Below are 25975 nucleotides of genomic sequence, written 5' to 3'. Positions count from 1 at the left end.
GCGTCTGAAAAGACGCGCGGCGCTGTAGAGCAGAAATCTGCGAATCACAAACTTCCGGTTTACCTTTGCCGGGCTCATGAAATAGAAGCGAATAATGACCGCCGCAAACCGGATTGAAGACAAACTCGCCGAACTCAACCAGCCGAGCCTCTGGTCGGGAATCAATGCCTATAGATCCGATCCGCTGATCGTCGATCTGACCTCCACGCTGCCGCGCACCATCCGCGAAGACCTTGAAAACATGGGCCGCTACGTGACCTCGCCGGAAGCGCAGGAACTGGCGCGCATGGCAAACCAGGGCACGCCGCAGCTTCGAACCCACGGTCCGCGCGGCGAGCGTCTGGATATCGTCGAATTCCACCCGGCCTGGCATGCGCTGATGCGCCGTTCCATGGCCTCGGGCCTGCATTCCTCCGTCTGGGATCCGCAGGCCGATACGGAGGCGAAGGACCAGGCCCACCACATTCGCGCGGCTCGTTTCTATCTGACGGCGCAACTCGAATCCGGCCATCTCTGCCCGATAACGATGACCAGCGCGTCCGTTGCCGCGCTCTCGGCGTCACCGGCTGTGCAGAAGGACTGGGCGCCGAAGATCCTGTCGCGCAAATATGATTCATCCAACCGTCCCGCCATGCAGAAGTCGGCCGTGACGATCGGTATGGGCATGACGGAAAAACAGGGTGGCACGGATGTCCGCGCCAACAAGACTGCTGCCGAAAAGGTCAGCGAGGGCATCTATCGCCTCTCCGGCCACAAGTGGTTTATGTCCGCGCCGATGAGCGACGCCTTCATCATGCTGGGGCAGACAAAGGAGGGCATGGGCTGCTTCCTGGTACCGCGTCTTCTGGAGGATGGTTCGGCTAACGGCCTGCAGTTCCAGCGCCTGAAGGACAAGATCGGCAACCGCTCCAACGCCTCTTCCGAGGTGGAGTTTACGGATACGTTCGGCTTCCTGCTCGGGGCTCCGGATGGTGGCATCCGCACCATTCTCGATATGGTGACGCTGACGCGTCTCGATTGCGCACTCGCCTCTTCCGGCATCATGCGCGCCTCGCTGGCCGAAGCCGTGCACCACACCCGCGGCCGCAGCGTTTTCGGCAAGATGCTCGTCAACCAGCCGATCATGACGCGCGTGCTCGCCGACATGGCGCTCGATGTGGCCGCAGCCACGGCGCTCTCCTTCCGCCTTGCAGATGCCTTCGACAAGGCGCGCGGCAATGCCGAAGATGCCGCCTACGCCCGCGTCATGACGCCGGTCGCCAAATACTGGTGCTGCAAGATCGCCCCGGCGCTGATCTACGAGGCGATGGAGTGCATCGGCGGCAGCGGCTACATCGAAGAACGTCCGATCGCCCGCCATTATCGCGAGGCCCCGGTCAATGCGATCTGGGAAGGTTCGGGCAATGTCATGGCGCTGGACGTGCTGCGCGTCTTGAACCGCGGCAAGGACCTCTTCGAGACGGTTTTTGCAGGTCTCGCACGCGATCTCGGCCCGGCTGGCAAGAAGACGATCGACGTGCTGCGCGCAGCGATCGCGCTCTGCGAACAGGACGAGGGTGCTGCCCGCCTGCTCGTCGAACAGCTGGCACTCGCCGCCGGTGCCGCCGAACTCTACCGCCTCGGGGCAGGACGCATTGCCGATGCCTTCATCGAGACCCGACTTGCCGGCGGCTGGCGCTCGACCTACGGCATGCTCGATTCCCGCTTTGACGCGAGTTATATCGTCGACCTGCTTTATCCGCCGGCTGCGTAGTGCCGGCGTTTCGCAATGCGCGGCAGGACGATCTCGATGAGATCTATGCCATCTCGCTTGCGACCGGCGACGGCGGACAGGATGCGAGCCATCTCTATCGCGATAACAGGCTGATCGGTCATATCTATTCGGCACCCTACGTGGTGCTCGGCCCGGAAATGACCCTTGTCGCGGAAGACGAACAGGGCATTGCCGGCTATATCGTTGGTGCTTACGACACGGCCGCTTTCGAAGGCTTGCTCGAGCGCGAATGGTGGCCCTCTTTGCGCGATCAGTATGCCGATCCTGCCGGCGATCCGTCCCAATGGACCGCCGATGAACGCCGCAGCTTTGCGATCCATCATCCACGCATCATGTCGGCTGATATCGTCGAAGCCTACCCCGCCCATATTCACATGAATCTCCTGCTGCGCCTGCAAGGGCAGGGCGTCGGTGGCATGCTTCTGAAGCAGTGGGTGTCACAGGCCCGAAAGGCAGGCGTGCGCGGTATTCATCTCGGGGTCAATGCCGGCAACCAGGGCGGCCAGCACTTCTGGTCCTCACGAGGTTTCGTGCGCCTGCTCCCGCCGCTCGTCTCGGCATCGGAAACCACTGTCTGGTTCGGCCGCACACTCTAGGCTGAACTTCGTCCGACGAGCAGCAGGCTGAACGCCCTTCATTTAACGACATAAAAAATCCGGCCGCGTTGCCGCAGCCGGATCGTGTCACTTATCGCCGAAAATCAGCGTTCAGAAGAAGCCGCGGCGCTGCCACCAGCCGGCCTTCTTCGGCTTGCCTTCGCCGTCAGTCTCTCCGTTTTCGGTGCGGTTCGAGGTGACCGTCGGTTCGGAGGACGAGATGTTGGAGCCGCGGTTGGCGCGGGCAGGCTTTGCCTCTTCCTGTGCTGGGGTCGCGAGATCTGCAGAGGCTTCCATCACTTCAGGCTCGGCTTCGGCAACCGGCGCCTCAGCAGCAACCGCTTCTGCGACCGGCGTTTCAATGATGGGCTCTTCGACCGGCGAGGGTGCTGCGACCTTACGGCGGCCACGGCCGCGTGCGGGCTTGACCACTTCGGCAATGCTTTCGCTGCCTTCGATGGCTGCTGCCGCGGACTGGCCTTCATTGGTTTCAGCTGCGATGACTTCGATCACCTCTGCCTCGGTCGCAGACGTCACTTCGGCTACGCTATCGTCGGCTTCATCCGCGTCGCCGTCTTCGGAAGCTGCACCTTCAGCGCCTTCCTCACCACGGTTACGGCGTCCGCCACGCTTGCCTCGACGGCGGCGCTTGCGGCGCTGGGAGTCATCGCCCTCGGCGTGGGCGTCTGCAACACCTTCGGCGGCATCGCTGTCGCCTTCGCTGCCCTCGTCTTCGCCCTCTTCGCCATCGTCAGCCTCGTCGGAGACGGTATCGGCTCCAACCTGCTGCTCGGCAGTTCCGTTGCGGCCACGACGGCGGCGACGGCGTTTGCGCTTGCGTCCATTTTCGCCTTCACCCTCTGCGCGGGCGGCAGCAGCCGGGCGCTCGGAAGTGGCAGGCTTTTCTTCCAGCTCTTCGTCTTCTTCCTCGTCGTGCTCGATGACGACATCATCATCATCATCATCGTCGGGGATGGCTGCGAAATTGAAGAGGCTTTCGATCTTGACGGGGTTTTCAACCGGTTCGCCACGATCGATCGCGAAGTGCTGAGCACCAACCGAACCATCAGCATCGATGATGATCGCCACGCCGAAGCGGGCTTCATAATCGACGATCGTCTGGCGCTTGTGGTTGAGCAGGTAGAGCGCGATATCGGGCGTCGTGCGTACCGTGATATTATGCGTGGTGTTCTTGAGCAGATACTCCTCGACGCCGCGCAGCACATGCAGGGCAACGGAGGACTGCGAACGAACGTGGCCGGTGCCGCCGCAATGCGAGCAGACCTGCGTCGTCGATTCAAGAACGGAAGCGCGGATGCGCTGGCGCGACATTTCCAGAAGGCCGAAATGCGAGATGCGGCCGACCTGGATGCGGGCGCGATCGTTCTTCAGGCATTCCTTCAGCTTCTTCTCGACGGCGCGATTGTTGCGCTTTTCTTCCATGTCGATGAAGTCGATGACGATAAGGCCGGCAAGGTCGCGAAGGCGAAGCTGACGGGCGACTTCGTCTGCAGCCTCGAGGTTCGTCTGGAGAGCCGTATCCTCGATCGAGTGCTCGCGGGTCGAGCGGCCGGAGTTGACGTCGATAGAAACCAGCGCTTCCGTCTGGTTCATGATCAGATAACCGCCGGACTTCAGCGTTACCTGCGGCTGCAGCATGCGGTCGAGCTGCGCTTCGATGCCGGAGCGGGAGAAGATCGGATGGATGTCGCGGTAGGGCTGAACAACCTTGGCATGGCTCGGCATCAGCATCTTCATGAAGTCTTTCGCTTCACGATAGCCTTCTTCGCCGGAGACGATGACTTCGCTGATATCCTTGTTGTAGAGATCGCGGATCGAGCGCTTGATGAGCGAACCTTCCTCGTAGACGAGGCAGGGTGCCGTGGAGGCGAGCGTCAGCGTGCGGACGTTCTCCCACAGGCGCATCAGATATTCGAAGTCGCGCTTGACCTCGACCTTGGTGCGGTTCGCACCGGCCGTGCGCAGGATCACGCCCATGCCCTGCGGCACCTCCAGCATGCGGGCGATTTCCTTCAGCCGCTTGCGGTCCTGTGGGTTGGTGATCTTGCGGGAAATGCCGCCGCCACGTGCCGTGTTCGGCATCAGAACCGAATAGCGGCCTGCGAGCGACAGATATGTCGTGAGGGCAGCGCCCTTGTTACCGCGTTCTTCCTTGGCGACCTGCACCAGCAGGATCTGGCGGCGCTTGATGACTTCCTGGATGCGGTACTGCTTGCGCGGCTTGCGCTGCACACGGTCCGGAACCTCTTCCATCGCGTCTTCGGCGCCGACGGATTCAATAACTTCCTCTTCGCCGTGGTCGTCATCATCGTCGTCATCATCCTGACGGCGCTTGGAGACGTCCTCGGAGATGGAGTCCGTTTCGACCATTGCGGCCATCTCGCCGCCGGTCGAGCCTTCGTCGTCGTTGTCGGCAACAGACGCTTCCGCTGCTGCCTCTTCGGCGACAGGTTCGACTACCTTCTTGCGGCTGCGGCGGGCGCGGGGCTTCTTGGCCGGGGCTTCTTCAGCAACAGGTGCTGCCTCTTCGGCGGGTGCGGCTGCTTCTTCTGCCGCGACTGCCTCGGGCTGTTCGACCGGAACGATGCCGATATCAGGCTGGTCCTGCGTCGAGAGATCGACCATAGGAGCCGTCTCGACATGCTCGACATCCTCGTCGCGGCGGTGCTCCTCGGCTTCGGCACGAAGCAGGGCCTGACGGTCGGCAAGCGGTATCTGGTAATAGTCGGGATGGATTTCGGCAAAGGCCAGGAAGCCGTGCCGGTTGCCGCCGTAGTCTACGAAAGCGGCCTGCAGCGAGGGCTCTACCCTCGTTACCTTTGCAAGATAGATGTTGCCGCGGATCTGCTTCTTGTGCTGCGACTCGAAGTCAAATTCTTCTATACGGTTCCCGCGAACGACAACGACGCGCGTCTCTTCTTCGTGAGACGCATCGATAAGCATTTTGTCTGCCATGTAAGCTGAGCTCCTCGGCGAGGCCGCGAGAGCGCATTCCCGACTGCTGTTGACACAGAAAGAATGCGGTCCGCAGTGGCCGCGCCGGATAATGAAAGTCGAGATTGGTGCGAGGGGCAGGGCAGCAGCCAGACCGCAGCCGGAACATTTTCGTTCCGGGGCCTGTACACTTCAGATAAAACCTGCTGCGAAACCATCAACAACCAAGCGCGATCGATAAATGACGAAGACCCATTTCGGGTCCGATGAGTTTGCTCCCTGAGAGCGTGGTGGCTGATCCACCAATGAAGTCCCAGCATGAAGCCGGAAAATCAGGATCCAGTTCTTGAGTGGAAATGCATTAGACGGCGGACGATTACCGGTTGTGGCGCCAGGTCCGTAGTGGCTGGCTGCCTCGCGGCGACTCTATCCCGTCAACACCTCTACCCTAAAATTTGTTGTATGTTTTCTCTGTCACAATAGCAAGGGAAAAGCCAAATGTGCCATAATATTGATGGATTTCGTATCGCATAAACTCCTCGGGGATAGGCGATCCTGAGTCGTGGTCGGTGCGTGCGCGCTCGCCTCCAGCGGGCGTCCGCGGAAACGGTGGTGGCTCCATCGCGATAATAAATAGGGTGTGGCGGGCTATTGTTTAAGAGTTCTCGGATCGCGGCGGAGTTGTCCGCAGGGCGCAAACTTGGTTTTACGGCGTGGCTTTTGGCCTTCGCAGTATTTTGCGCGGTCCCGGGCGCGGCAGCCGGTACGAAGGATCCCCTGCTGGCCTACGGAGCACGCATCGTCGGCGACGACGCCAGAACCCGCATCGTTATCGATTTCGACCGTGAGCCGCGTTTTTCCGTCCACTATATCGCCAATCCCGAGCGTATCGTCGTTGACCTGCCGGCAACGGCCTTTGGTTTCCCCGCCAAGGATCTTGAGGCGCGTGGCCTCTTCAAGGACATTCGCTACGGCGCCATGGACGAGGGCAGCGCCCGCATTGTGCTGACGGCGGCGCGTCCGGTCCAGCTCGCGCTGGCCAAGGTGCAGATGGATGAGAGCGGTAATGGCCACCGGCTGGTGCTCGATGCCGAGATGATCGACAAACAGAAGTTCGCCGAGTTGGTGAAGACGCAGTCCTGGACCGATCAGGCCGATGCAGCGCAGACGACAAGTGCGATTCCCCAGCCGGAAAAGACCGCACCCGGAGATTTCGTCATTGCCATCGATGCCGGCCATGGCGGCATCGATACCGGCGCGATCGGTGTCGATACGAAGACCGAGGAAAAGCAGGTGACGCTAGCCTTCGCCAAGGCGCTCGCCGACCGCCTGAACAAGGAGCGGGGCATCAAGGCTTTTCTGACGCGCGACAACGACGAATTCCTGTCGCTCTCGCAGCGCGTGCTCATCGCCCGACAGAACCATGCGGGCCTCTTCATTTCGCTGCATGCCGATACGCTGAAGCAGAAGGACATTCGCGGCGCAACCGTCTACACGATTTCCGACAAGGCTTCGGACAAGCTCGCCGCCGATCTCGCTGAGCGCGAAAACCTGTCGGACCAGATCGCCGGGAAGGAAACGGTCGCCGAGCCGCCCGAGGTTGCTGATATCCTCCTCGACCTGACGCGGCGCGAGACGCAGGCGTTCTCGATCTCGCTCGCCGAAAGCGTGCTCGCTTCCTTCAAGGACCAGGTCGGCACGATCAATAATCCGCATCGTCACGCAGGCTTCCGTGTACTGCAGGCGCCAGATGTTCCCTCGATCCTGCTCGAACTCGGCTTCCTCTCCAATGTCGATGACGAGAAGCTTTTGCTTGACGATACGTGGCGAGTGAAGATGACCGATCTTCTGACGGATGCAGTGAAGCGTTACCGCACCAGCCTGATGGCAAACGGTGGTTAGTGCCTATCCCGGTCAGAACGATTCAATCTGAACGGTAAAGGCTTTAAACCAGGCGTTGCCCGTAAGTAACAACCACCCTAAACCGGGCCTCTTGCCGGAAGGGAAGGCGAAAGTGGCGGGGTAAGCCCTATTTTGCTCACATTCGCGCCGTTACTCCACTCTATATGTTTCGCACCTGTCTAAGACGAAATCGCCTTGTGGCGCCAACGCTCATGGAGTAAGCCGCGCAACGTGCAATGAGACATGATCTGTGCGATTGTTGCGGCTGCGCCGATCTAATGATTAGAAATACCGGTAGCTGAAAATATGGTTAGACTTCTTGGATATTTCTTCGGGATAGCGTGTGTCCTTTTCCTGGGCGCTGCGGCGGTTATTGCCGTCTATCTTGCCAATGTCGCGAAGGATCTTCCTGACTATGCGGTGCTCAACAGCTATGCGCCGCCGGTCACCACCCGTGTTCACGCCGGCAACGGTGCCCTCATGGCCGAATACGCCAAGGAAAAGCGCCTTTTCCTGCCGATCCAGGCGATCCCGGACCGCGTGAAGGCGGCCTTCCTTTCGGCTGAAGACAAGAATTTCTACAACCATCCTGGCGTTGACCTGACGGGCCTCGGCCGCGCTATCCTCGTCAACCTGCAGAATTTCGGCTCAGGCCGCCGGCCGGTCGGTGCTTCGACGATCACCCAGCAGGTGGCGAAGAACTTCCTTCTGACCTCGGACCAGACGATCGACCGCAAGATCAAGGAAGCAATCCTTTCCTTTCGCATCGAGCAGGCCTACAGCAAGGACAAGATCCTCGAGCTCTATCTCAATGAGATCTTCTTTGGCCTGAACTCCTACGGTATCGGCAGCGCCTCGCTCACCTATTTCAACAAGTCGGTCACCGAACTGACGATCGCCGAATCCGCCTATCTCGCTTCGTTGCCGAAGGGCCCGGCCAACTACCATCCCTTCCGTCATCCGGAAGCCGCTCTCGAGCGCCGCAACTGGGTGATCGATCGTATGGTAGAGAATGGCTATGTGAGCCAGAGCGACGGCGAGGACGCCAAGAAGCAGCCGCTCGGCGTCACTGCCCGCACCAGCGGCCCGTCTCTTTTTGCTTCCGACTATTTCGCCGAAGCCGTCCGTCGCCAGCTCATCGACCAGTACGGCGAGAAGACGCTGTATGAAGGCGGTCTCTCGGTGCGCACCTCGCTCGATCCGCAGATGCAGCTCGAGGCCCGCAAGGCGCTGCAGGACGGCTTGGTCACCTATGACGAGCGTCGGGGTTTTCACGGCCCGGTCAAGCAGATCGCTGCCTCGGGGGACTGGGGACCGGCGCTCGCCGAAGTTCCCGCTCTCTCCGACGTGCCGGAATGGCGCCTTGCCGTCGTGCTTGCCGTGTCCAACGAGGCCGTCGATATCGGTCTCCAGCCGCCGAAGGATGGGGGTGGCAAGGTTGCGGCCGCGCGCGAGCGCGGCACGATCGCCGCCAAGGACATGCAGTGGGCATTCCGCTCCGCCACCGGCGACCGCAAGTCGACAAGGTCGCCGGTCGGCGTCGTGACGGCAGGCGATGTCGTTTATGTCGAGCGCCTTGGCGGTGACGGCTCGACCTCCTATCGTCTGCGCCAGCCACCGAAAGTGCAGGGCGGTCTCGTCGCCATGGATCCGAAGACCGGCCGCGTTCTCGCCATGGTCGGCGGCTTCTCCTATGCCCAGTCGGAATTCAATCGCGCCACTCAGGCGATGCGCCAGCCGGGCTCCTCCTTCAAGCCCTTCGTTTATGCTGCCGCGATGGACAACGGCTACACGCCGGCCTCGGTCATCATGGATGCGCCGATCGAGATCGTTTCGGGCGGTCAGGTGTGGAAGCCGGAAAACTACGGCGGCGAAGTCAGCGGTCCCTCGACGCTGCGCTCCGGCATCGAGAATTCGCGCAACCTGATGACGGTGCGCCTTGCTAATGACCTCGGCATGAATATCGTCGCGGAATATGCAGAACGCTTCGGCATCTACGACAAGATGCCGCCGCTGCTCGCCATGTCGCTCGGCTCGGGTGAAACGACGGTGCTGCGCATGGTTTCGGCCTATTCGGTCATCGCCAATGGCGGCAAGCAGATCAAGCCGACGCTGATCGACCGCATTCAGGACCGTTACGGCAAGACGATCTTCAGGCACGAGGAACGTCTTTGCGAAGGCTGCAATGCGGGCGACTGGCAGAGCCAGGAAGAGCCTAACATCGTCGACAACCGCGAGCAGGTTCTCGATCCGATGACCTCTTACCAGATCACCTCGATGATGCAGGGCGTCATCCAGCGTGGTACCGCGGCCGGCAAGGTCGATCTGGCGGGCCGCGACGTTGCCGGCAAGACTGGCACGACCAACGATGAGAAGGACGCCTGGTTCGTCGGCTTCACGCCGGATCTGGTCGCAGGCCTTTACATGGGCTTCGATACGCCGGCTCCGCTCGGCCGCGGCGGCACGGGTGGTGTTCTCTCGGCGCCGATCTTCAACGAATTCATGCAGGCGGCCGTCAAGGATATGCCGGAATCCAAATTCGTGGTCCCGGCCGGCATGAACATGATCGCGATCAACCGCAAGACCGGCATGGCAGCTGTCGACGGCGATCCAGGCACCATCATCGAAGCCTTCAAGCCAGGCACCGGCCCGGCCGACAGCCTCTCTGTCATCGGCATGGACGGCACGATGGCGCCGGAGGAAATCCTGCGCACGTCGCCGCAGGCAAACCAGGCGGTTCAGACCAACACGCCAGGCCTGTTCTGATCGACACCGATTTTTGTTGCGCCCGCCGCGGCTCTTTACATCCGCGGCAGGCGTCTCTATGTCACGAGCCTTAAAGAATAGCCCGGCATTCCCAGAATACCGAAGCAAAGAAGCAGGAAAATGCGAGCGGAAATCCAGAACATAGTCGATGAAACCAAGCAGGCTATCACCCTGCTGAGGAGGCATCTTTGACTGGGACCAGGCGGTAAGACGACTGGACTGGTTGAACAACAAGGCAGAGGATCCCAACCTCTGGAACGATGCACAGGAAGCCCAGAAGCTGATGCGCGAGCGTCAGCAGCTCGATGATGGCATCAATGGGGTCAGGGCGCTGGAACAGCAGCTTTCCGACAATGTCGAGCTCATTGAACTCGGGGAAGAAGAAGGCGACGAAAGCATCGTCAAGGAAGCCGAGGCCGCGCTGAAAAGCCTGCAGGCCGAGGCAGCCCGCCGACAGGTCGAAGCCATGCTATCAGGCGAAGCTGATGGCAACGACACCTACCTGGAAGTCCATTCCGGCGCGGGCGGCACGGAAAGCCAGGACTGGGCGAACATGCTTCTGCGCATGTACACCCGCTGGGCCGAGCGCCAGCGCTTCAAGGTCGAGCTCATGGAAGTGCATGACGGGGAAGAAGCCGGCATCAAATCCGCCACATTGCTGGTAAAAGGCCATAACGCCTATGGCTGGCTGAAGACGGAATCGGGCGTCCATCGTCTCGTGCGCATCTCGCCCTACGACAGCAATGCGCGCCGCCACACATCCTTCTCGTCGATCTGGGTCTATCCCGTCGTCGACGACTCGATCCAGATCGAGATCAACGAAAGCGACTGCCGTATCGACACCTACCGTTCGTCGGGCGCCGGCGGCCAGCACGTTAACACCACCGACTCGGCAGTGCGCATCACGCATATCCCGACAGGCATCGTCGTGCAGTGCCAACAGGAGCGTTCGCAGCACAAGAACCGCGCCAAGGCCTGGGACATGCTGCGCGCCCGCATGTACGAAGCCGAGTTGAAGAAGCGCGAGGACGCCGCCAACGCCGAAGCCGCTTCCAAGACGGATATCGGCTGGGGCCACCAGATCCGCTCCTACGTTCTGCAGCCCTACCAGCTGGTAAAAGACCTGCGCACCGGCGTTGCGAGCACGGCTCCTGACGACGTGCTCGATGGCGACTTGAACGAGTTCATGGAAGCCGCACTTGCTCACCGCATCAGCGGCGCAGCCGACGCTGTCGTCGACGATGTCGACTGACCAGTGAAGACAGATCTGAGATAGAAGGCCCCGGAAACGGGGCTTTTCTTTTTCAGGTGTCCACTGGAATGTCAGTTCTGTGAAAGAACCCACCTGACAGTTCGGCGATCTCCTCGTGGACATCAGCACGTTCTATGCCTGCCGGATCGGTGAAGAGATGTTCTGCGAAGGAAAGTCCCATTGGCGTGCCCTCCGGCAGGAAGACATAATGCCCAAGCCCGCCCGGAAGTATCCTGAGGAGGCTTCGATCAAGTCGTGCATGCAGCCAATTTGAACACTCTTCGACCGGAGCCGTGTTGTCGGCATCACCGACCAGAATGAGGGCAGGCCCATCAATGGCTTTCAGGCTGTCTTCACTGAAGCCTCGGACCGATCGACCCGGCGCGCAGACCAATGCCGCTCTGATCCTGTCATCGCGATAGGATTGCGACATCCTCGACCATGAATCGCGAAATGCCGTGCTCGTGCCAAGCAGCGACGGAATATGATCGGCGAGGTCAGGAAACTCCCTCGGACCGCGCGGTCCTCCAGGCTTCAGCCTGGATTGTTCGAACTGCGAGAATTGCGCGACAGCGCCGAGGAGCAGCATGACCGTATAGGCTCCCGCTGAAAATCCGGCGGCGAACACGCTATCGGTATCGATATGCCCGGCAAGATCACCCTGCCAGTCCTCGCGGCGGTCGAGCATGAGACTTAGATCGGGCGCGCGCTCCCAGAGACAGGCAAAACCCTCGGCGCGATAGGGCTCGCCGCTGGTATTGCCGTGATGGTTGACGCCGAGCGCGATAAATCCTCGATTGACCAGGCGGCTGGCAAGCCATTCCAGCCCGGCAGCCGATCCGCCGGTGCCATGCGACAGCAGGACCAGCGGGTAGGGCTTCGCCATTGGCTGAAGGGGGGCATCGCGGGCAACTGCCACCCTTCGGAACCAGCTTCGTCCCGGGATTTCGGTTTCGAGCGAGCCCTCGGCTGCTGGATACCATAGGGACCAGCGGATCGGTCTTGGGCCGATCGCGTCCCAGTCCGGCCGCGTCTCGTCGTGAAGCACGCCTTCGCGAAAGCCGAGTTTCATGGCCTATGCCTCGAACAGTCCGGTGACACTCAGTTCGTCGCCTTCTCCACGGTAATGTCCCCGAACTCGTCGATCAGCACGGTCCAGCCATCGGATTCGGCGCTAGGGTCGGTCTTCACATAGACCGTGGCGAACAGGCCAGGCTCCTTGATGATGCCGCTCGAATTCTCGGGCCGGATATCTGTGACATAGGGCTTGAGGTCGCTGATTTCCTGCAATTCGACCGTCGAGATGATGGCGGGTCCGGCGTCGCTCTGCGCGATCTGCTGCAGGTAGACCTTGGAGGTCTTGTCGGACTGGCGCACGGCGAAAAGCTTGTAATAGCCGTGTCGCCGCTGCTGCGGCTTGGCATCAGCGGTGCTGACGCTCTGGGTGGTTGTCGGCGCGCGCTCGACCGGCAGCGAATTGCCGTCGTCTTCCCAATAGCCGGTGCTGGTCGCGAAGATGATCGAGGCCGGCAGGATATCGTCGTGAACGGTCTGTGCCTCGGCGGCGATCGCCCATCCCGCTACGAGGAACGCCGTCATAAATGCTTGCCGCATCGCCATTATTTCAATCCTCGAATTGTTCTGCCAAAATCCGGTCCGACCAAGAGCGGTCGGGATCGGAAAGGATGCGTGCTGTCATGTCCTCGGATTGGGCGATGCGCACATGCAGTATGGATTTGATCTCCGTATTGTCGGCGACGGCATTCACCGGCCGCTTCTCGGCTTCCAATATGTGGATGTCGACGGTTACGCGGTTGGGAAGCAGCGCTCCGCGCCAGCGTCGCGGACGGAAGGCGCTGACTGGCGTCATGGCGAGCAGGGGGGCGTCAAGCGGCAGGATCGGACCGTGAGCGGAAAGATTGTAGGCGGTAGAGCCCGCAGGCGTTGCCACCATCAAGCCATCGCAGATCAGTTCCTCCAGCCGCACGTGCCCGTCGATCTCCACCCTGAGCTTCGCCGCCTGATAGGATTGCCGGAAAAGATAGACCTCGTTGATCGCAAGCGCGGACGAATTGCTGCCGTCGGCATTGCGCGTCGTCATTTTCAACGGATGAAAGGCATTCTCGACGGCGAAACAGATGCGGTCGTGCAGGCCATCTGTCTTGTAGTCATTCATCAGGAAGCCGACTGATCCGCAATTCATACCGTAGACGAGCTTGCCGCTGTTCATCGTGCTGTGCAGCGTCTGAAGCATGAAGCCATCGCCGCCGAGTGCGACGATGACGTCGGCCTCGTTTGCGGGCACATCGCCGTAAAGACGAATCAGCTCATCCCGTGCGGCGAGCGCTTCGGTCGTCGGCGAAGCGATAAAAGAAAGCGTCTGAAATGACCTGCCCATGCAATGCCCTTTGTTATGCTGCTCTAGCTAAAGGATAAAGGGCTTGTACGACAAGACGTTTTGCGTTGCGCGCGAAGTTCGGATGATCTTATCACCCATAGATCGGCCCGCGATTTAGTCCACCGGGCTTTCCCAACCATAGCGCTGATCGACAACGGCTGTGGATAGCCTTCTTCGACTGCCCGAAAGAGGCAAATTTTCTTTACAAAAGATCAGAATCTGCTACTTCGCAGCCGTTGCCCTTGTAGCTCAGTTGGTAGAGCACCTGATTTGTAATCAGGGGGTCCCGGGTTCGAACCCTGGCGGGGGCACCAGTTTTCCAACCATTCCATGACATGAACAAAGACTGAAGGGTCGATTCAGCGGCAATTCAGGTGCGCTCGGCCATTCTCGCTTCATCAGAAACGAGGAAGTGAGCCATGAAGGTCGCCAATTTTCTCCTAGCCGTTGCTCTTTCGGCAGGTACCCTGTTTTCCGCCGTAGCACCGGCTGCGGCTGTCCCTCTCAACCGTCCGGAAGTCTCACACCAGAGCGATGTGATTCAGGTCCGCGGCGGTGATCGTGATTGGGGCGATCGTGACGATTGGCGGGATCGCCGCGATTGGCGGGATCGCCGAGACTGGCGTGAACGCCGCTATTGGCGACCGGCCTGGGGCTATGAGCGTCGCGAGTGGCGGGGAGAGGAACGTTGGCGCGAACGTCGCTGGCGCCATCATGATCGGCCCTACTGGCTCTACCGGAGCTGACGGCTGATCAGCAAAGGGCGGTTGCCGGCCTAAACAAAATCCCGTCGCAAAGGTCCAACCGTGCGGCGGGTTTTTTGTGCCTGTAAACATGCATTCTGCCGCATAGACTAGGTGCTTCGAGCAGACAGATATTATTGACTGACCACCAGTCAATAATATAGAAGAAGGCAGATGCCCGCCGCGATGGAGTTCGCCATGTCTGCAAAAACGCTTTTGACCTCCTTGTTTCAGTATAAGGCCAACGTCGATGAGGAACTGCTGGACGCTCTCGACTCATTTTCCGATCGGGGGCCATCCGAGGAGCTGCTGTCCGCTTTCCGCGTCCTCAATCACGCGCATATCGTCGACCGGATCTTCGCCGCCAACCTGCAGAAGAAGTTTCACGGGTACACGGCGAGTTGGAGCAGGGAGCCGCCGGCCTTTGCCGATCTCGCCTCCGCGATCAGGCAAACCGATGAATGGTATCTGAACTATGTATTGCGGCTTACGCCCGACGAGCTGGAAGAGGTGATCGACTTCACTTTCACCGATGGCGGACAGGGCCGTATGTCGCGGGAGGAGATGCTTGCCCATGTGATTACACATAGCGGCTATCACCGTGGCGAGGCCGGTCGTCTTTTGCCTGACATTGAAAACACTGCTATGCGGGACGTCTTCGCAGGCTACCTTCATCGAGCGGAGCCTCAGCGTCGCGGGCATTGACGGATTTTCCGATGGCACCACGCGTGGCCGGCAGGCCAAGGACTAAACCGGCTGAGGAAAGACGGGACGAGCTCATGCTTGCGGCCGAACGCCTCTTTCTCGACAAGGGGGTTGAGCATACGACGATCGAGGAGATCACCCAGGGCGCTGCCGTCTCGAAGGGAGCCTTCTACCTTCACTTCTCCTCGAAGGCGGATGTTATCGAAGCATTGCGGACCCGCTTCGTTCAAAATCTCCTGAACGGCATCGTGGAAGAAGTGGGTAAACAGGGTGTAAGCGACTGGAACGGCAAGTTGACAGCCTGGGCAAAAGCCTGCGCCGAGGGCTACCTGAACGCATCGCCCCTTCACAACCTTGTCTTTGCTGTTGCTCCGCCGCCGAGCCGCGAAGGCCTGACAAGCAACATCCTGATAGATGATCTCGCGGAACTCCTTGCAGCAGGCGACCGCGAAGGGGCTTGGCCGCTGGCGGACCCGGCATTCACCGCCATGTTCCTGTTCAACGCCCTTCATGGTGTCGTAAATCAGGACGGTGTCGGCGAAAATGGCGCTGACCGTGCGCGGCTACTCGGCAATATCGCGGAAAACGTCCGGCGTCTCGTCCGTTGAGGAGATTTGACGTCAGGTTCACTTCTGCTCGGGTGCGTTCACACTTGATGCGATCTTCGTGCCGTTGCCCGTCTGTCCGGCGCCGGACGGAGACATCATCGCGAGGCTGAGCACCGAGGCAATCATAATGGCAACGACAGCAATCATCAGGCGCATGAACATTTAAATCCCTGTTTGTCTTGCGGGATTAAACGTCTGACGGCTTTGCGGGTTCCGGATCGGCTATTGCGCTGACGGAGGTGGGCTTGCTGGCGTCGTCGACGGCGCCAGCGGATCCGGCTGGCGGATCGGGTGAGACTTGTCCACCCACATGATGCTCAAAATGACCATGACGAAGACCGCAATGAAGAGAACACCGAAGATCAGCGGTCGAAATGCCATAATGCGGATTTCCTTTTGTCCGGTGCCCCAGGGGATAAAATGCGTTGCCGACAATAGTGACCAGCAAGCTCTTTCCAACGCGGAATATGGACCAGAGGAGGAGGTGTTCAACCGCGATGGCGGGATCCTTGCCTCTGTCCACGACATATTAAGAGTGATCTGCAGGCTGTGGTCTATGCCTTTAGATGCAGCCCCGCCGCATAAAGCGCAATCGCCGCGGCATTCGATACGTTCAGCGATTTGATGGCGCCAGGCATATCGAGACGGGCAAGCGCGCTGACGGTTTCCCGAGTCTTCTGCCGCAGGCCCTTGCCTTCGGCGCCGAGCACAAGCGCTATTCTGCCACCTGAGAACGTGCCTTCCAGTGGCGCCGGTCCCTCCGAATCGAGCCCGATCGTGAAGAAGCCGAGCTTGTGCAATTCGCCGAGCGCATCCGAGAGATTGGTGATCTGTATATAAGGTATGAGTTCCAGCGCGCCGGAAGCCGATTTGGCAAGTACGCCCGATTCGGTCGGGCTATGTCTCTGGGTGGTGATAACTGCGCCTGCATTGAAGGCGACGGCCGAGCGCATGATGGCGCCGACATTGTGGGGATCGGTCACCTGATCGAGCACGAGAAGCAGCGGACTGTCCTTCAGCGCTTCCAGCCTTCGGACGGGCAGGGGGCTTGTTTCCAGCATCACGCCCTGATGGATTGCTTCGGGGCCGAGCACCTTGTCGATATCCTGTGGCGAAACCATTTCGACGGGAATGCCGATCGTCTCGGGATCGATCTCCAATCGCGCAAGCGCGTTCTGCGTGACCGATAGCTTGATCTTCTTGCGCTCCGGATTTTCGAGCGCGGCGCGAACGGTATGAAGGCCGTAAAGGAAGACCTGGTCGGGGGCCATCGCCGGCGGCTTCCAGTCGTCCCCGCCACGCTTGCGCTTCTGCGGCGCCGGCGTCGGGATTTCACCGCGTTCGCGCTTGCCGTCGCGATGCGCGCGTCGCAGCGTTGCGTAATGCGTGTCCTTTGCGGACTTGTCAGTGATGGGCGTGTCGCCGGATTTCTTATCTTTGCTCATGCGGCTTTATAACGATGGCGCCTGTTTCCGCATAGACCTTCTTTCTTACGCCGGCTTTCAACAGGCGATGAAATTTTTCCTGTCTTTTCCATTGTCTTCGTGTTGACAGACTGAAATGCTCCGGTCATATACGCGGCGCAGACGACGGGGCGGCAATGCTTCAAAGTCTGACGAACTTGGTCTCACGATCCGGACGAAAAACTGGAGAGATGCCCGAGTGGTTAAAGGGGACGGACTGTAAATCCGTTGGCTCAGCCTACGTTGGTTCAAATCCAACTCTCTCCACCATTCGTCATTGGATCGGACCACCCCGCGGGTATAGCTCAATGGTAGAGCAGCAGCCTTCCAAGCTGAATACGCGGGTTCGATTCCCGCTACCCGCTCCAGCTTGATCCCCACTATCGAAGACTTGTTTTAGCGCGTTGCGTTCGAGGCGGAAGGTGCTGTGTCGCCAGCACTATGTGATGCTTGCGCGGCGATTGCAAAAATCGCAGCTGCCTCTGGGCTTGGCTGAAGCGCGAGCCCAGGCCTTCTGTCGATTTTGTCTGGAATTTCAGATGTTTTGGGGAGGGCACAGGCGAATCGTCTTGCGGGTTGCGAATTAGCTCCCATATGCGCTCACACGCGAAGAATGGCGTCTGCAATTAAGTCTTGCGCAATTTCGCCGAAAGCCTTAAACGGCGGCACTAAACCGGTTCGCCGGGGTCACCCATTTTACGTCCACAGGAAGCATTCAAATGGCAAAGAGTAAGTTTGAGCGCAACAAGCCGCACGTCAACATCGGCACGATCGGCCACGTTGACCACGGCAAGACGTCTCTGACGGCAGCGATCACGAAGTATTTCGGTGAGTTCAAGGCGTATGACCAGATCGACGCTGCACCGGAAGAAAAGGCACGCGGCATCACCATTTCGACGGCTCACGTCGAGTATGAGACGCCGGCCCGCCACTACGCGCACGTCGACTGCCCCGGCCACGCCGACTATGTCAAGAACATGATCACCGGTGCTGCGCAGATGGACGGCGCGATCCTGGTCTGCTCTGCTGCTGACGGCCCGATGCCGCAGACGCGCGAGCACATCCTGCTCGCCCGCCAGGTTGGCGTTCCGGCGATCGTCGTGTTCCTCAACAAGGTCGACCAGGTTGACGACGCTGAACTGCTTGAGCTCGTCGAGCTCGAAGTTCGCGAACTTCTGTCGTCCTACGACTTCCCGGGCGACGACATCCCGGTCGTCAAGGGTTCGGCGCTTGCTGCTCTTGAAGATTCTGACAAGAAGATCGGTGAAGACGCGATCCGCGAGCTGATGGCTGCTGTCGACGCCTACATCCCGACGCCTGAGCGTCCGATCGACCAGCCGTTCCTGATGCCGATCGAAGACGTGTTCTCGATCTCGGGCCGTGGTACGGTTGTGACCGGCCGCGTCGAGCGTGGCATCGTCAAGGTTGGCGAAGAAGTCGAGATCGTCGGCATTCGTGCGACGTCGAAGACGACGGTTACCGGCGTTGAAATGTTCCGCAAGCTGCTCGATCAGGGCCAGGCTGGCGACAACATCGGCGCTCTGGTTCGCGGTGTGAACCGTGACGGCGTCGAGCGTGGCCAGATCCTGTGCAAGCCGGGCTCTGTCAAGCCGCACAAGAAGTTCAAGGCCGAAGCCTACATCCTGACGAAGGAAGAAGGCGGCCGTCATACGCCGTTCTTCACGAACTACCGTCCGCAGTTCTACTTCCGCACGACGGACGTTACGGGCATCGTGACGCTTCCGGAAGGCACGGAAATGGTCATGCCTGGCGACAACGTCACCGTTGACGTCGAGCTGATCGTTCCGATCGCGATGGAAGAAAAGCTTCGCTTCGCTATCCGCGAAGGCGGCCGTACCGTCGGTGCAGGCATCGTCGCTTCGATCGTCGAGTAATTCATTCGGCTGCTCCGGTGGGGCAGCCGATTCGATGACATTATTATGATGCAAGCGGCGCTGGCCGCTTGCTTATTACACAGAAATGTTGCAAATGGCGCGCGAGCGCGATTTGCGTACCGCTTTGGTAGACGAAGCGGCGACTAAAGAAACAATAAGGTGGGTCAAAAGGCCCTGAAGAGTGGATAGGGATGCCGTAACAGGCGTCTCTCTCGATCTTTGAAACCGGTGGTCCGCCTTAGGAAGAAAGAACAACCCGTGTCTTGCCCAAAGACATGTGGAAAACAAACACAAGGATAACGTCGAATGAACGGCCAAAATATCCGCATTCGCCTGAAGGCGTTCGATCACCGGATTCTCGATGCTTCCACGCGCGAGATCGTGTCGACGGCGAAGCGCACCGGTGCTAGCGTCCGGGGCCCCGTTCCGCTTCCGACCCGCATCGAGAAGTTTACGGTCAACCGGTCCCCGCACATCGACAAGAAGAGCCGCGAACAGTTCGAGATGCGCACGCATAAGCGCCTGCTCGACATCGTAGATCCGACCCCGCAGACGGTAGACGCGCTGATGAAGCTCGATCTCGCCGCAGGTGTCGATGTTGAGATCAAGCTCTGAGCTTGCTCGAGCTGAGTTGGAAGGATTGAACCGATGCGTTCAGGTGTGATTGCACAGAAGGTGGGAATGACCCGCGTCTACAACGACGCCGGCGAGCATGTCCCGGTAACGGTACTGCGTTTGGAAAGCTGCCAGGTCGTGGCCCAGCGCACCGTAGAAAAGAATGGCTATACCGCGCTTCAGCTCGGTGCTGGCCAGGCCAAGGTAAAGAACACGTCCAAGGCCATGCGCGGCAACTTTGCCGTCGCTAACGTTGAGCCCAAGGCCAAGCTGCAGGAATTCCGTGTTTCGGAAGACCACCTGCTCGACATTGGTACTGAGATCAAGGCTGATCACTTTGCTGCTGGCCAGCTCGTCGATGTCACAGGCACGACGATCGGTAAGGGCTTTGCCGGCGCCATGAAGCGCCACGGCTTCGGCGGTCTGCGCGCCACGCACGGTGTGTCTGTTTCGCACCGCTCGCATGGTTCGACAGGTTCGCGCCAGGATCCGGGCAAGGTTTTCAAGAACAAGAAGATGGCTGGTCACATGGGCCAGACGCGCGTGACGACGCAGAACCTTGAAGTCGTTTCGACCGACGAAGATCGCGGTCTGATCCTGATCAAGGGTGCAGTACCCGGTTCCAAGGGTGCCTGGATCATCGTGCGCGACGCCGTCAAGTCGGCAGCGAAGTAAGGGAGCCAGACCAATGGAATTGAACGTCAAGACCCTCGAGGGAAAAGACGCTGGGAAGGTTTCCCTTTCGGAAGCGATTTTCGGCCTTGAGCCCCGCGAAGATATTCTCGCCCGCGTTATCCGCTGGCAGCTTGCTAAGAAGCAGCAGGGCACGCACCAGGCAAAGGGCCGCGCAGACGTCTGGCGCACCGGCGCCAAGATGTACAAGCAGAAGGGTACGGGCCGCGCTCGTCACCATTCGGCTCGTGCTCCGCAGTTCCGCGGTGGTGGTAAGGCCCACGGCCCGGTTGCTCGCAGCCACGAACACGACCTTCCGAAGAAGGTTCGCGCACTCGGCCTGCGTCACGCGCTGTCCGCCAAGATCAAGGCAGACGAACTGATCATCATTGATGATCTGGTCGCCAACGAAGCAAAGACGAAGGCTCTGGCCGGCGTATTCGCAACGCTGGGCCTCACCAACGCCCTCTTCATCGGCGGCGCCGAGCTCGACGGTAACTTCAAGCTCGCTGCCCAGAACATCCCGAACATCGATGTTCTGCCGATCCAGGGCATCAACGTTTACGACATCGTCCGCCGCGGCAAGCTCGTGCTTTCCAAGGCTGCCGTTGAAGCGCTAGAGGAGCGATTCAAGTGACCGATCTCCGCCACTACGATGTGATCGTTTCTCCTGCGATCACCGAAAAGTCCACGCTGGTATCGGAAAACAACCAGGTTGTTTTCAATGTCGCCAAGAAGGCGACGAAGCCGGAAATCAAGGCTGCAGTCGAGGCGCTCTTCGGCGTCAAGGTTACCGCCGTCAACACTCTGCTGCGCAAGGGCAAGACCCGGCGTTTCCGCGGTTTTGTCGGCAAGCAGCAGGACGTGAAGAAGGCTGTCGTGACGTTGGCCGAAGGCCAGACGATCGACGTCTCCACCGGTCTCTGAGGATAAAAAAATGGCATTGAAAACATTCAATCCGACGACCCCGAGCCAGCGCCAGCTGGTCATCGTCGACCGTTCTGGCCTCTACAAGGGCAAGCCGGTTAAGGCGCTGACGGAAGGTCTGACCAAGAGCGGCGGTCGTAACAACCTCGGCCGCATCACGGCCCGCTTCATCGGCGGCGGTCACAAGCGTACCTATCGCATCATCGACTTCAAGCGTCGCAAGTTCGACGTCGAAGGCACTGTCGAGCGTATCGAATACGACCCGAACCGTACGGCTTACATCGCGCTCATCAAATACGCCGATGGCGAACAGGCCTACATCATCGCTCCGCAGCGTCTTGCTGCTGGCGACAAGGTCATCGCTTCCGACAAGGTTGTTGACGTCAAGCCCGGCAACACGATGCCGCTGCAGTACATCCCGGTCGGCTCCATCATCCACAATGTGGAAATGAAGCCGGGCAAGGGCGGTCAGATTGCCCGCTCCGCCGGTTCCTACGCACAGCTCGTCGGCCGCGACCAGGGCATGGCGATCCTTCGCCTGAACTCGGGCGAACAGCGTCTAGTGCACGGCACCTGCCTTGCTTCGATCGGTGCAGTGTCGAACCCTGACCATGCCAACATCAACGACGGCAAGGCCGGTCGTACTGTTTGGCGCGGCAAGCGTCCGCATAACCGCGGTGTCGTCATGAACCCGGTCGACCACCCGCACGGCGGTGGTGAAGGCCGCACCTCTGGTGGTCGTCACCCGGTTTCTCCGTGGGGCAAGCCGACCAAGGGCAAGCGCACCCGGTCGAACAAGTCGACCGACAAGATGATTATGCGCTCGCGTCATCAGCGTAAGAAGTAAGAGAGGAAGTCTCCAATGGCTCGTTCAGTATGGAAAGGTCCGTTCGTTGACGGCTATCTTCTCAAGAAGGCTGAGAAGGTTCGTGAAGGCGGACGCGCAGAAGTAATCAAGATCTGGAGCCGTCGCTCCACGATCCTGCCGCAGTTCGTCGGTCTCACCTTCGGCGTCTACAACGGCAGCAAGCATGTTCCGGTCAGCGTCAATGAAGACATGGTCGGTCACAAGTTCGGTGAATTCTCTCCGACCCGGACCTATTACGGTCACGGCGCGGACAAGAAGGCAAAGAGGAAGTAACGATGGGCAAGGCAAAAACAGAACGCCGGCTCAAGGACAACGAAGCGCAGGCAGTCGCCCGCACGCTTCGTGTCAGCCCCCAGAAGCTTAACCTGGTTGCTGCGGCCATCCGCGGCAAGAAGGTCGAGCGTGCACTCGCTGAGCTGGAATTCTCCCGCAAGCGCATTGCAGGCGCCGTCAAGAAGACGCTCGAATCTGCGATCGCCAACGCTGAAAACAACCATGACCTCGACGTCGATGCTCTCGTCGTCGCCGAGGCTTATGTCGGCAAGTCGATCGTCATGAAGCGCTTCCACGCTCGTGGCCGTGGCCGCGCATCGCGCATCGAACGTCCGTTCGCTCACCTGACGATCGTCGTTCGTGAAGTGCAGGCACAAGAGGAGGCCGCATAATGGGTCAGAAAATCAATCCTATTGGTTTCCGTCTTGGCATCAACCGTACTTGGGATAGCCGCTGGTTCGCGGACAATGCCGAATACGGTCAGCTCCTGCACGAAGACCTGAAGATGCGGAAGTTCGTCATGAGCGAACTGAAGCAGGCCGGTATCTCCAAGGTGGTTATCGAGCGCCCGCACAAGAAGTGCCGCGTCACGATCCACTCGGCCCGTCCGGGCCTGATCATCGGCCGCAAGGGCGCCGACATCGACAAGCTCCGCAAGAAGCTGTCGGAAATGACAAATTCCGAAACGCACCTCAACATCGTTGAAGTGCGCAAGCCGGAAATCGACGCGACACTCGTCGCTCAGTCGATCGCCCAGCAGCTCGAGCGCCGCGTGGCTTTCCGTCGCGCCATGAAGCGCGCCGTTCAGTCCGCGATGCGTCTTGGTGCCGAAGGCATCAAGATCACCTGCGCCGGCCGTCTCGGTGGTGCAGAAATCGCTCGTACGGAATGGTACCGCGAAGGCCGCGTTCCGCTGCACACCCTGCGCGCCGACATCGACTACGGTACGGCTGAAGCCGAAACCGCATTCGGTATCTGCGGCATCAAGGTCTGGATCTTCAAGGGCGAAATCCTTGAGCACGATCCGATGGCTTCCGAACGTCGCGCGCTGGAAGGCGACGCACAGGGTCCGGCAAGCCGCGAACGCGACCGTGGCGATCGTCGCCGCGAACGCGATAACGCGTAATTAGCGCTGGCGAAAGATAAGCTCGGAGAAGTAAGAAAATGTTGCAGCCAAAGCGTACTAAGTACCGCAAGCAGTTCAAGGGCCGCATCAAGGGCGTAGCCAAGGGTGGTTCTGATCTGGCCTTCGGCGAATTCGGCCTGAAGGCTCAGGAGCCGAACCGCGTTAACGCACGTGAAATCGAAGCGGCCCGCCGCGCGATCACGCGTTACATGAAGCGCGCCGGCCGTGTTTGGATCCGCGTGTTCCCGGACGTTCCGGTAACCGCAAAGCCCACCGAAGTCCGTATGGGTAAGGGTAAGGGTTCCGTGGAATACTGGGCATGCAAGGTCAAGCCCGGTCGTATGATGTTCGAGATCGACGGTGTCTCCGAGGAAATCGCGCGTGAAGCGCTTCGCCTCGGCTCGGCCAAGCTCTCGGTCAAGACGCGCTTTGTACAGCGCATCGCAGAGTAAGGAGAAGGCACGATGAAAGCCGAAGAAGTACGCGGCCTCACGGCCGACCAGCTCAAGGACAAGCTCGCCGACCTGAAGAAGGAGCAGTTCAACCTGCGCTTCCAGAAGGCGACGAACCAGCTTGAGAAGACCTCGCGCATCAACGAAGTCCGCAAGGACATCGCCCGCGTCAAAACCATTGCCCGCCAGAAGGCGGCAGAAGCAAAGGCCTAAAGGAAAAAAACATGCCGAAGCGCATTCTGCAGGGCGTCGTGGTTGGTGACAAGAACGAGAAGACTGTCGTAGTTCGCGTTGAGCGTCGTTTCGCTCATCCGCTGCTCCAGAAGACCGTTCGTCGCTCCAAGAAGTACAAGGCCCACGACGAAAACAACCAGTACAAGATCGGCGATATCGTCTCCATCGAGGAGTGCGCACCGATCTCCAAGGACAAGCGCTGGACGGTTATTGCCGCCCAGGCCAAGTAAGAATTTCACGCGAGGCCTTGCGTCTCGCGGAAATTTCTGTATGAAGCAGCGTCGGAACGCTCGAATGCCGGGCGTTCTTTTGCTTTAAGCGCACGGAAGGTCCCATCTGGGAAACCACCCTGGCAACGATCTATCCCGCGCTATTCAAGCTATTGCCGTGTTTTCGCTGTCCTCACGACGAGCGGCCGGTAGAGAATTCTCATAAGCCGGGAGAGGGGGCATTGCCCAACCATTCCGGTAAGAACAAGAAGGCGACCTGATATGATTCAGATGCAAACAAACCTCGACGTCGCGGATAATTCCGGCGCCCGTCGTGTCATGTGCATCAAGGTGCTGGGCGGCTCGAAGCGCAAGTATGCCTCGATCGGCGACGTCATCGTCGTTTCGATCAAGGAAGCTATTCCGCGCGGCCGTGTGAAGAAGGGTGACGTGATGAAGGCGGTTGTCGTTCGTACCGCCAAGGACATCCGTCGTCCGGATGGCTCTGTCATCCGCTTCGACACGAATGCAGCAGTCCTCATCGACAACAAGAAAGAGCCGATCGGCACCCGTATCTTCGGACCGGTTCCGCGCGAATTGCGTGCGAAGAACCACATGAAGATCATCTCGCTGGCTCCCGAAGTACTGTAAGGAGCGGGAACGATGCAAAAGATTCGTAAGGGCGACAAGGTCGTCATGCTCGCAGGCAAGGACAAGGGCCGCACTGGCGAAGTCCTTCAGGTCCTGCCGAAGGAAGATCGCGCCGTCGTTCGCGGCGTAAACCTCGTAAAGCGCCACCAGCGCCAGACGCAGACCCAGGAAGCCGGGATTATTTCCAAGGAAGCTTCGGTTCACCTGTCCAACGTCTCGATCATCGACAAGGACGGCAAGCCGACCCGCGTCGGCTTCAAGGTTGTTGACGGCAAGAAGGTCCGCGTGGCCAAGCGTTCGGGAGAAGTGATCGATGGCTGAGGCAAAGTACGAGCCGCGGCTCAAGAAGGAATATGTCGAGCGGATCCGTAAGGCGATGCAGGAGAAGTTCTCCTACGCCAACGAGATGATGATCCCGAAGCTCGACAAGATCGTTATCAACATGGGTGTGGGCGAAGCCACGGCTGACTCGAAGAAGCCGACCGTTGCTGCTGCCGACCTGGCTGCCATTGCTGGCCAGAAGCCGGTCATCACCCGTGCACGCAACTCTATCGCTGGCTTCAAGGTCCGCGAACACATGCCGATCGGCGCGAAGGTCACCCTGCGCGGCGCCCGCATGTACGAGTTCCTGGATCGCCTGGTCAACATCGCGCTTCCGCGCGTTCGCGACTTCCGCGGCCTGAACCCGAAGAGCTTTGACGGCCGTGGCAACTTTGCCATGGGCATCAAGGAGCACATTGTGTTCCCTGAAATCAACTACGACAAGGTTGATCAGATGTGGGGCATGGACATCATCGTTTGCACGACGGCCACGACCGACGACGAAGCTCGCGCACTCCTCACGGAGTTCAGCTTCCCGTTCCGTCAGTAACCGTAACGACGAGCGTAGAA

The 25975-nt window shown here is 59.7% G+C and carries 30 protein-coding genes and 3 tRNA genes; 26 read left to right on the top strand and 7 right to left on the bottom strand.

Annotated elements, in window-relative coordinates; translation table 11 throughout:
- Window positions 1-94 precede the first annotated feature (94 nt).
- A complete protein-coding gene (locus AC1D35_RS03215) occupies window positions 95-1753 on the top strand; it encodes an acyl-CoA dehydrogenase family protein (protein ID WP_113310778.1) in 1659 nt (552 codons plus the stop codon).
- On the top strand, window positions 1753-2370 hold the full coding sequence (locus AC1D35_RS03210; protein WP_113310779.1) for a GNAT family N-acetyltransferase: 618 nt from the start codon (window positions 1753-1755) through the stop codon (window positions 2368-2370). The genes AC1D35_RS03215 and AC1D35_RS03210 overlap by 1 nt, the downstream gene beginning before the upstream one ends.
- Before the next feature lie 111 nt (window positions 2371-2481).
- Here the strand turns inward: AC1D35_RS03210 and AC1D35_RS03205 are convergent, their stop codons facing one another.
- Window positions 2482-5346 (bottom strand): Rne/Rng family ribonuclease, encoded by a 2865-nt coding sequence (locus tag AC1D35_RS03205; RefSeq protein ID WP_113310780.1) that lies wholly within the window; start codon window positions 5344-5346, stop codon window positions 2482-2484.
- A 699-nt stretch (window positions 5347-6045) separates the two neighbouring features.
- Here AC1D35_RS03205 and AC1D35_RS03200 point away from each other — a divergent pair.
- From AC1D35_RS03200 to prfB, 3 genes are all read left to right on the top strand, one after another.
- Complete coding sequence (locus AC1D35_RS03200; RefSeq protein WP_477938218.1) at window positions 6046-7227, top strand: N-acetylmuramoyl-L-alanine amidase; 1182 nt, start codon at window positions 6046-6048, stop codon at window positions 7225-7227.
- A gap of 306 nt (window positions 7228-7533) precedes the next feature.
- Window positions 7534-9993 (top strand): penicillin-binding protein 1A, encoded by a 2460-nt coding sequence (locus AC1D35_RS03195; protein ID WP_113310782.1) that lies wholly within the window; start codon window positions 7534-7536, stop codon window positions 9991-9993.
- A 120-nt stretch (window positions 9994-10113) separates the two neighbouring features.
- Window positions 10114-11245, top strand: a protein-coding gene (prfB, locus tag AC1D35_RS03190; protein ID WP_162747266.1) for a peptide chain release factor 2 whose coding sequence is annotated in 2 segments (ribosomal slippage) — window positions 10114-10182 and window positions 10184-11245 — 1131 coding nt in all. Because the reading frame shifts where the segments join, the coding sequence is not laid out codon by codon here.
- A gap of 52 nt (window positions 11246-11297) precedes the next feature.
- On the opposite strand, the gene AC1D35_RS03185 is transcribed toward prfB, so the two are convergent.
- The 3 genes from AC1D35_RS03185 to AC1D35_RS03175 are packed head-to-tail and all read right to left on the bottom strand — an operon-like array spanning window position 11298 to window position 13643.
- Window positions 11298-12317, bottom strand: coding sequence for an alpha/beta hydrolase family protein (locus AC1D35_RS03185; RefSeq protein WP_113310783.1), 1020 nt, complete (start codon window positions 12315-12317; stop codon window positions 11298-11300).
- Window positions 12318-12346: 29 nt separating this feature from the next.
- Entirely contained in the window at window positions 12347-12865 is a 519-nt protein-coding gene (locus AC1D35_RS03180) for a hypothetical protein (protein ID WP_113310784.1), read from the bottom strand.
- Between the two features lie 4 nt (window positions 12866-12869).
- The gene (locus AC1D35_RS03175; RefSeq protein ID WP_113301275.1) at window positions 12870-13643 is read right to left on the bottom strand and encodes an NAD kinase; all 774 of its coding nucleotides are present in this window, start codon (window positions 13641-13643) and stop codon (window positions 12870-12872) included.
- Between the two features lie 238 nt (window positions 13644-13881).
- Here AC1D35_RS03175 and AC1D35_RS03170 point away from each other — a divergent pair.
- The 4 genes from AC1D35_RS03170 to AC1D35_RS03155 all read left to right on the top strand — a co-directional run bounded on the left by AC1D35_RS03170 (window position 13882) and on the right by AC1D35_RS03155 (window position 15699).
- A tRNA-Thr gene (locus tag AC1D35_RS03170) sits at window positions 13882-13957 on the top strand.
- Window positions 13958-14062: 105 nt separating this feature from the next.
- Window positions 14063-14389, top strand: coding sequence for a hypothetical protein (locus AC1D35_RS03165; protein ID WP_113310785.1), 327 nt, complete (start codon window positions 14063-14065; stop codon window positions 14387-14389).
- A 195-nt stretch (window positions 14390-14584) separates the two neighbouring features.
- On the top strand, window positions 14585-15091 hold the full coding sequence (locus AC1D35_RS03160) for a DinB family protein (protein WP_113310788.1): 507 nt from the start codon (window positions 14585-14587) through the stop codon (window positions 15089-15091).
- A 74-nt stretch (window positions 15092-15165) separates the two neighbouring features.
- Window positions 15166-15699: a TetR/AcrR family transcriptional regulator gene (locus AC1D35_RS03155; RefSeq protein ID WP_477832729.1), complete on the top strand. Its 534-nt coding sequence runs from the start codon at window positions 15166-15168 to the stop codon at window positions 15697-15699.
- Between the two features lie 18 nt (window positions 15700-15717).
- Here the strand turns inward: AC1D35_RS03155 and AC1D35_RS03150 are convergent, their stop codons facing one another.
- The 3 genes from AC1D35_RS03150 to rlmB all read right to left on the bottom strand — a co-directional run bounded on the left by AC1D35_RS03150 (window position 15718) and on the right by rlmB (window position 17144).
- Window positions 15718-15861, bottom strand: a complete 144-nt coding sequence (locus tag AC1D35_RS03150; RefSeq protein ID WP_162748577.1) for a hypothetical protein — start codon at window positions 15859-15861, stop codon at window positions 15718-15720.
- A gap of 60 nt (window positions 15862-15921) precedes the next feature.
- Complete coding sequence (locus tag AC1D35_RS03145; protein WP_477832728.1) at window positions 15922-16080, bottom strand: hypothetical protein; 159 nt, start codon at window positions 16078-16080, stop codon at window positions 15922-15924.
- A 173-nt stretch (window positions 16081-16253) separates the two neighbouring features.
- Entirely contained in the window at window positions 16254-17144 is an 891-nt protein-coding gene (gene rlmB, locus AC1D35_RS03140) for a 23S rRNA (guanosine(2251)-2'-O)-methyltransferase RlmB (RefSeq protein ID WP_113301278.1), read from the bottom strand.
- 203 nt (window positions 17145-17347) lie between these two features.
- On the opposite strand from rlmB, the gene AC1D35_RS03135 reads away from it, so the two are divergent.
- From AC1D35_RS03135 to rplE, 17 genes are all read left to right on the top strand, one after another.
- Window positions 17348-17432 (top strand) — tRNA-Tyr (locus tag AC1D35_RS03135).
- 24 nt (window positions 17433-17456) lie between these two features.
- Window positions 17457-17530 (top strand) — tRNA-Gly (locus tag AC1D35_RS03130).
- A gap of 351 nt (window positions 17531-17881) precedes the next feature.
- Window positions 17882-19057: an elongation factor Tu gene (gene tuf / locus AC1D35_RS03125; protein WP_113510738.1), complete on the top strand. Its 1176-nt coding sequence runs from the start codon at window positions 17882-17884 to the stop codon at window positions 19055-19057.
- 306 nt (window positions 19058-19363) lie between these two features.
- Entirely contained in the window at window positions 19364-19672 is a 309-nt protein-coding gene (gene rpsJ, locus AC1D35_RS03120) for a 30S ribosomal protein S10 (protein WP_003547547.1), read from the top strand.
- A 33-nt stretch (window positions 19673-19705) separates the two neighbouring features.
- Window positions 19706-20347 (top strand): 50S ribosomal protein L3, encoded by a 642-nt coding sequence (gene rplC / locus AC1D35_RS03115; RefSeq protein ID WP_113297893.1) that lies wholly within the window; start codon window positions 19706-19708, stop codon window positions 20345-20347.
- Window positions 20348-20360: 13 nt separating this feature from the next.
- Window positions 20361-20981 (top strand): 50S ribosomal protein L4, encoded by a 621-nt coding sequence (rplD, locus tag AC1D35_RS03110; protein ID WP_007812861.1) that lies wholly within the window; start codon window positions 20361-20363, stop codon window positions 20979-20981.
- Entirely contained in the window at window positions 20978-21271 is a 294-nt protein-coding gene (locus AC1D35_RS03105; RefSeq protein WP_007812862.1) for a 50S ribosomal protein L23, read from the top strand. The genes rplD and AC1D35_RS03105 overlap by 4 nt, the downstream gene beginning before the upstream one ends.
- A 10-nt stretch (window positions 21272-21281) precedes the next feature.
- Window positions 21282-22118 (top strand): 50S ribosomal protein L2, encoded by an 837-nt coding sequence (gene rplB / locus AC1D35_RS03100; RefSeq protein WP_113297892.1) that lies wholly within the window; start codon window positions 21282-21284, stop codon window positions 22116-22118.
- 15 nt (window positions 22119-22133) lie between these two features.
- Window positions 22134-22412, top strand: coding sequence for a 30S ribosomal protein S19 (rpsS, locus tag AC1D35_RS03095; protein ID WP_007531666.1), 279 nt, complete (start codon window positions 22134-22136; stop codon window positions 22410-22412).
- 2 nt (window positions 22413-22414) lie between these two features.
- On the top strand, window positions 22415-22804 hold the full coding sequence (gene rplV, locus AC1D35_RS03090; protein WP_018115519.1) for a 50S ribosomal protein L22: 390 nt from the start codon (window positions 22415-22417) through the stop codon (window positions 22802-22804).
- Window positions 22804-23538 (top strand): 30S ribosomal protein S3, encoded by a 735-nt coding sequence (gene rpsC, locus AC1D35_RS03085; protein ID WP_007812868.1) that lies wholly within the window; start codon window positions 22804-22806, stop codon window positions 23536-23538. Before rplV ends, rpsC begins: the two co-directional genes overlap by 1 nt.
- Before the next feature lie 38 nt (window positions 23539-23576).
- Window positions 23577-23990 (top strand): 50S ribosomal protein L16, encoded by a 414-nt coding sequence (gene rplP, locus AC1D35_RS03080; protein WP_003573792.1) that lies wholly within the window; start codon window positions 23577-23579, stop codon window positions 23988-23990.
- A gap of 12 nt (window positions 23991-24002) precedes the next feature.
- Window positions 24003-24203: a 50S ribosomal protein L29 gene (gene rpmC, locus AC1D35_RS03075; protein ID WP_018115518.1), complete on the top strand. Its 201-nt coding sequence runs from the start codon at window positions 24003-24005 to the stop codon at window positions 24201-24203.
- Between the two features lie 11 nt (window positions 24204-24214).
- Window positions 24215-24454, top strand: a complete 240-nt coding sequence (rpsQ, locus tag AC1D35_RS03070) for a 30S ribosomal protein S17 (protein ID WP_007812872.1) — start codon at window positions 24215-24217, stop codon at window positions 24452-24454.
- A gap of 261 nt (window positions 24455-24715) precedes the next feature.
- Window positions 24716-25084: a 50S ribosomal protein L14 gene (rplN, locus tag AC1D35_RS03065; RefSeq protein WP_003573790.1), complete on the top strand. Its 369-nt coding sequence runs from the start codon at window positions 24716-24718 to the stop codon at window positions 25082-25084.
- 12 nt (window positions 25085-25096) lie between these two features.
- Window positions 25097-25405, top strand: coding sequence for a 50S ribosomal protein L24 (gene rplX / locus AC1D35_RS03060; RefSeq protein ID WP_113297891.1), 309 nt, complete (start codon window positions 25097-25099; stop codon window positions 25403-25405).
- Window positions 25398-25955: a 50S ribosomal protein L5 gene (gene rplE, locus AC1D35_RS03055; protein ID WP_113297890.1), complete on the top strand. Its 558-nt coding sequence runs from the start codon at window positions 25398-25400 to the stop codon at window positions 25953-25955. The genes rplX and rplE overlap by 8 nt, the downstream gene beginning before the upstream one ends.
- The last annotated feature ends 20 nt before the right edge of the window (window positions 25956-25975 follow it).

The organism is Rhizobium sp. P1_E6, from assembly GCF_056405875.1.
This window is presented reverse-complemented; position numbering and strand designations above follow the sequence as displayed.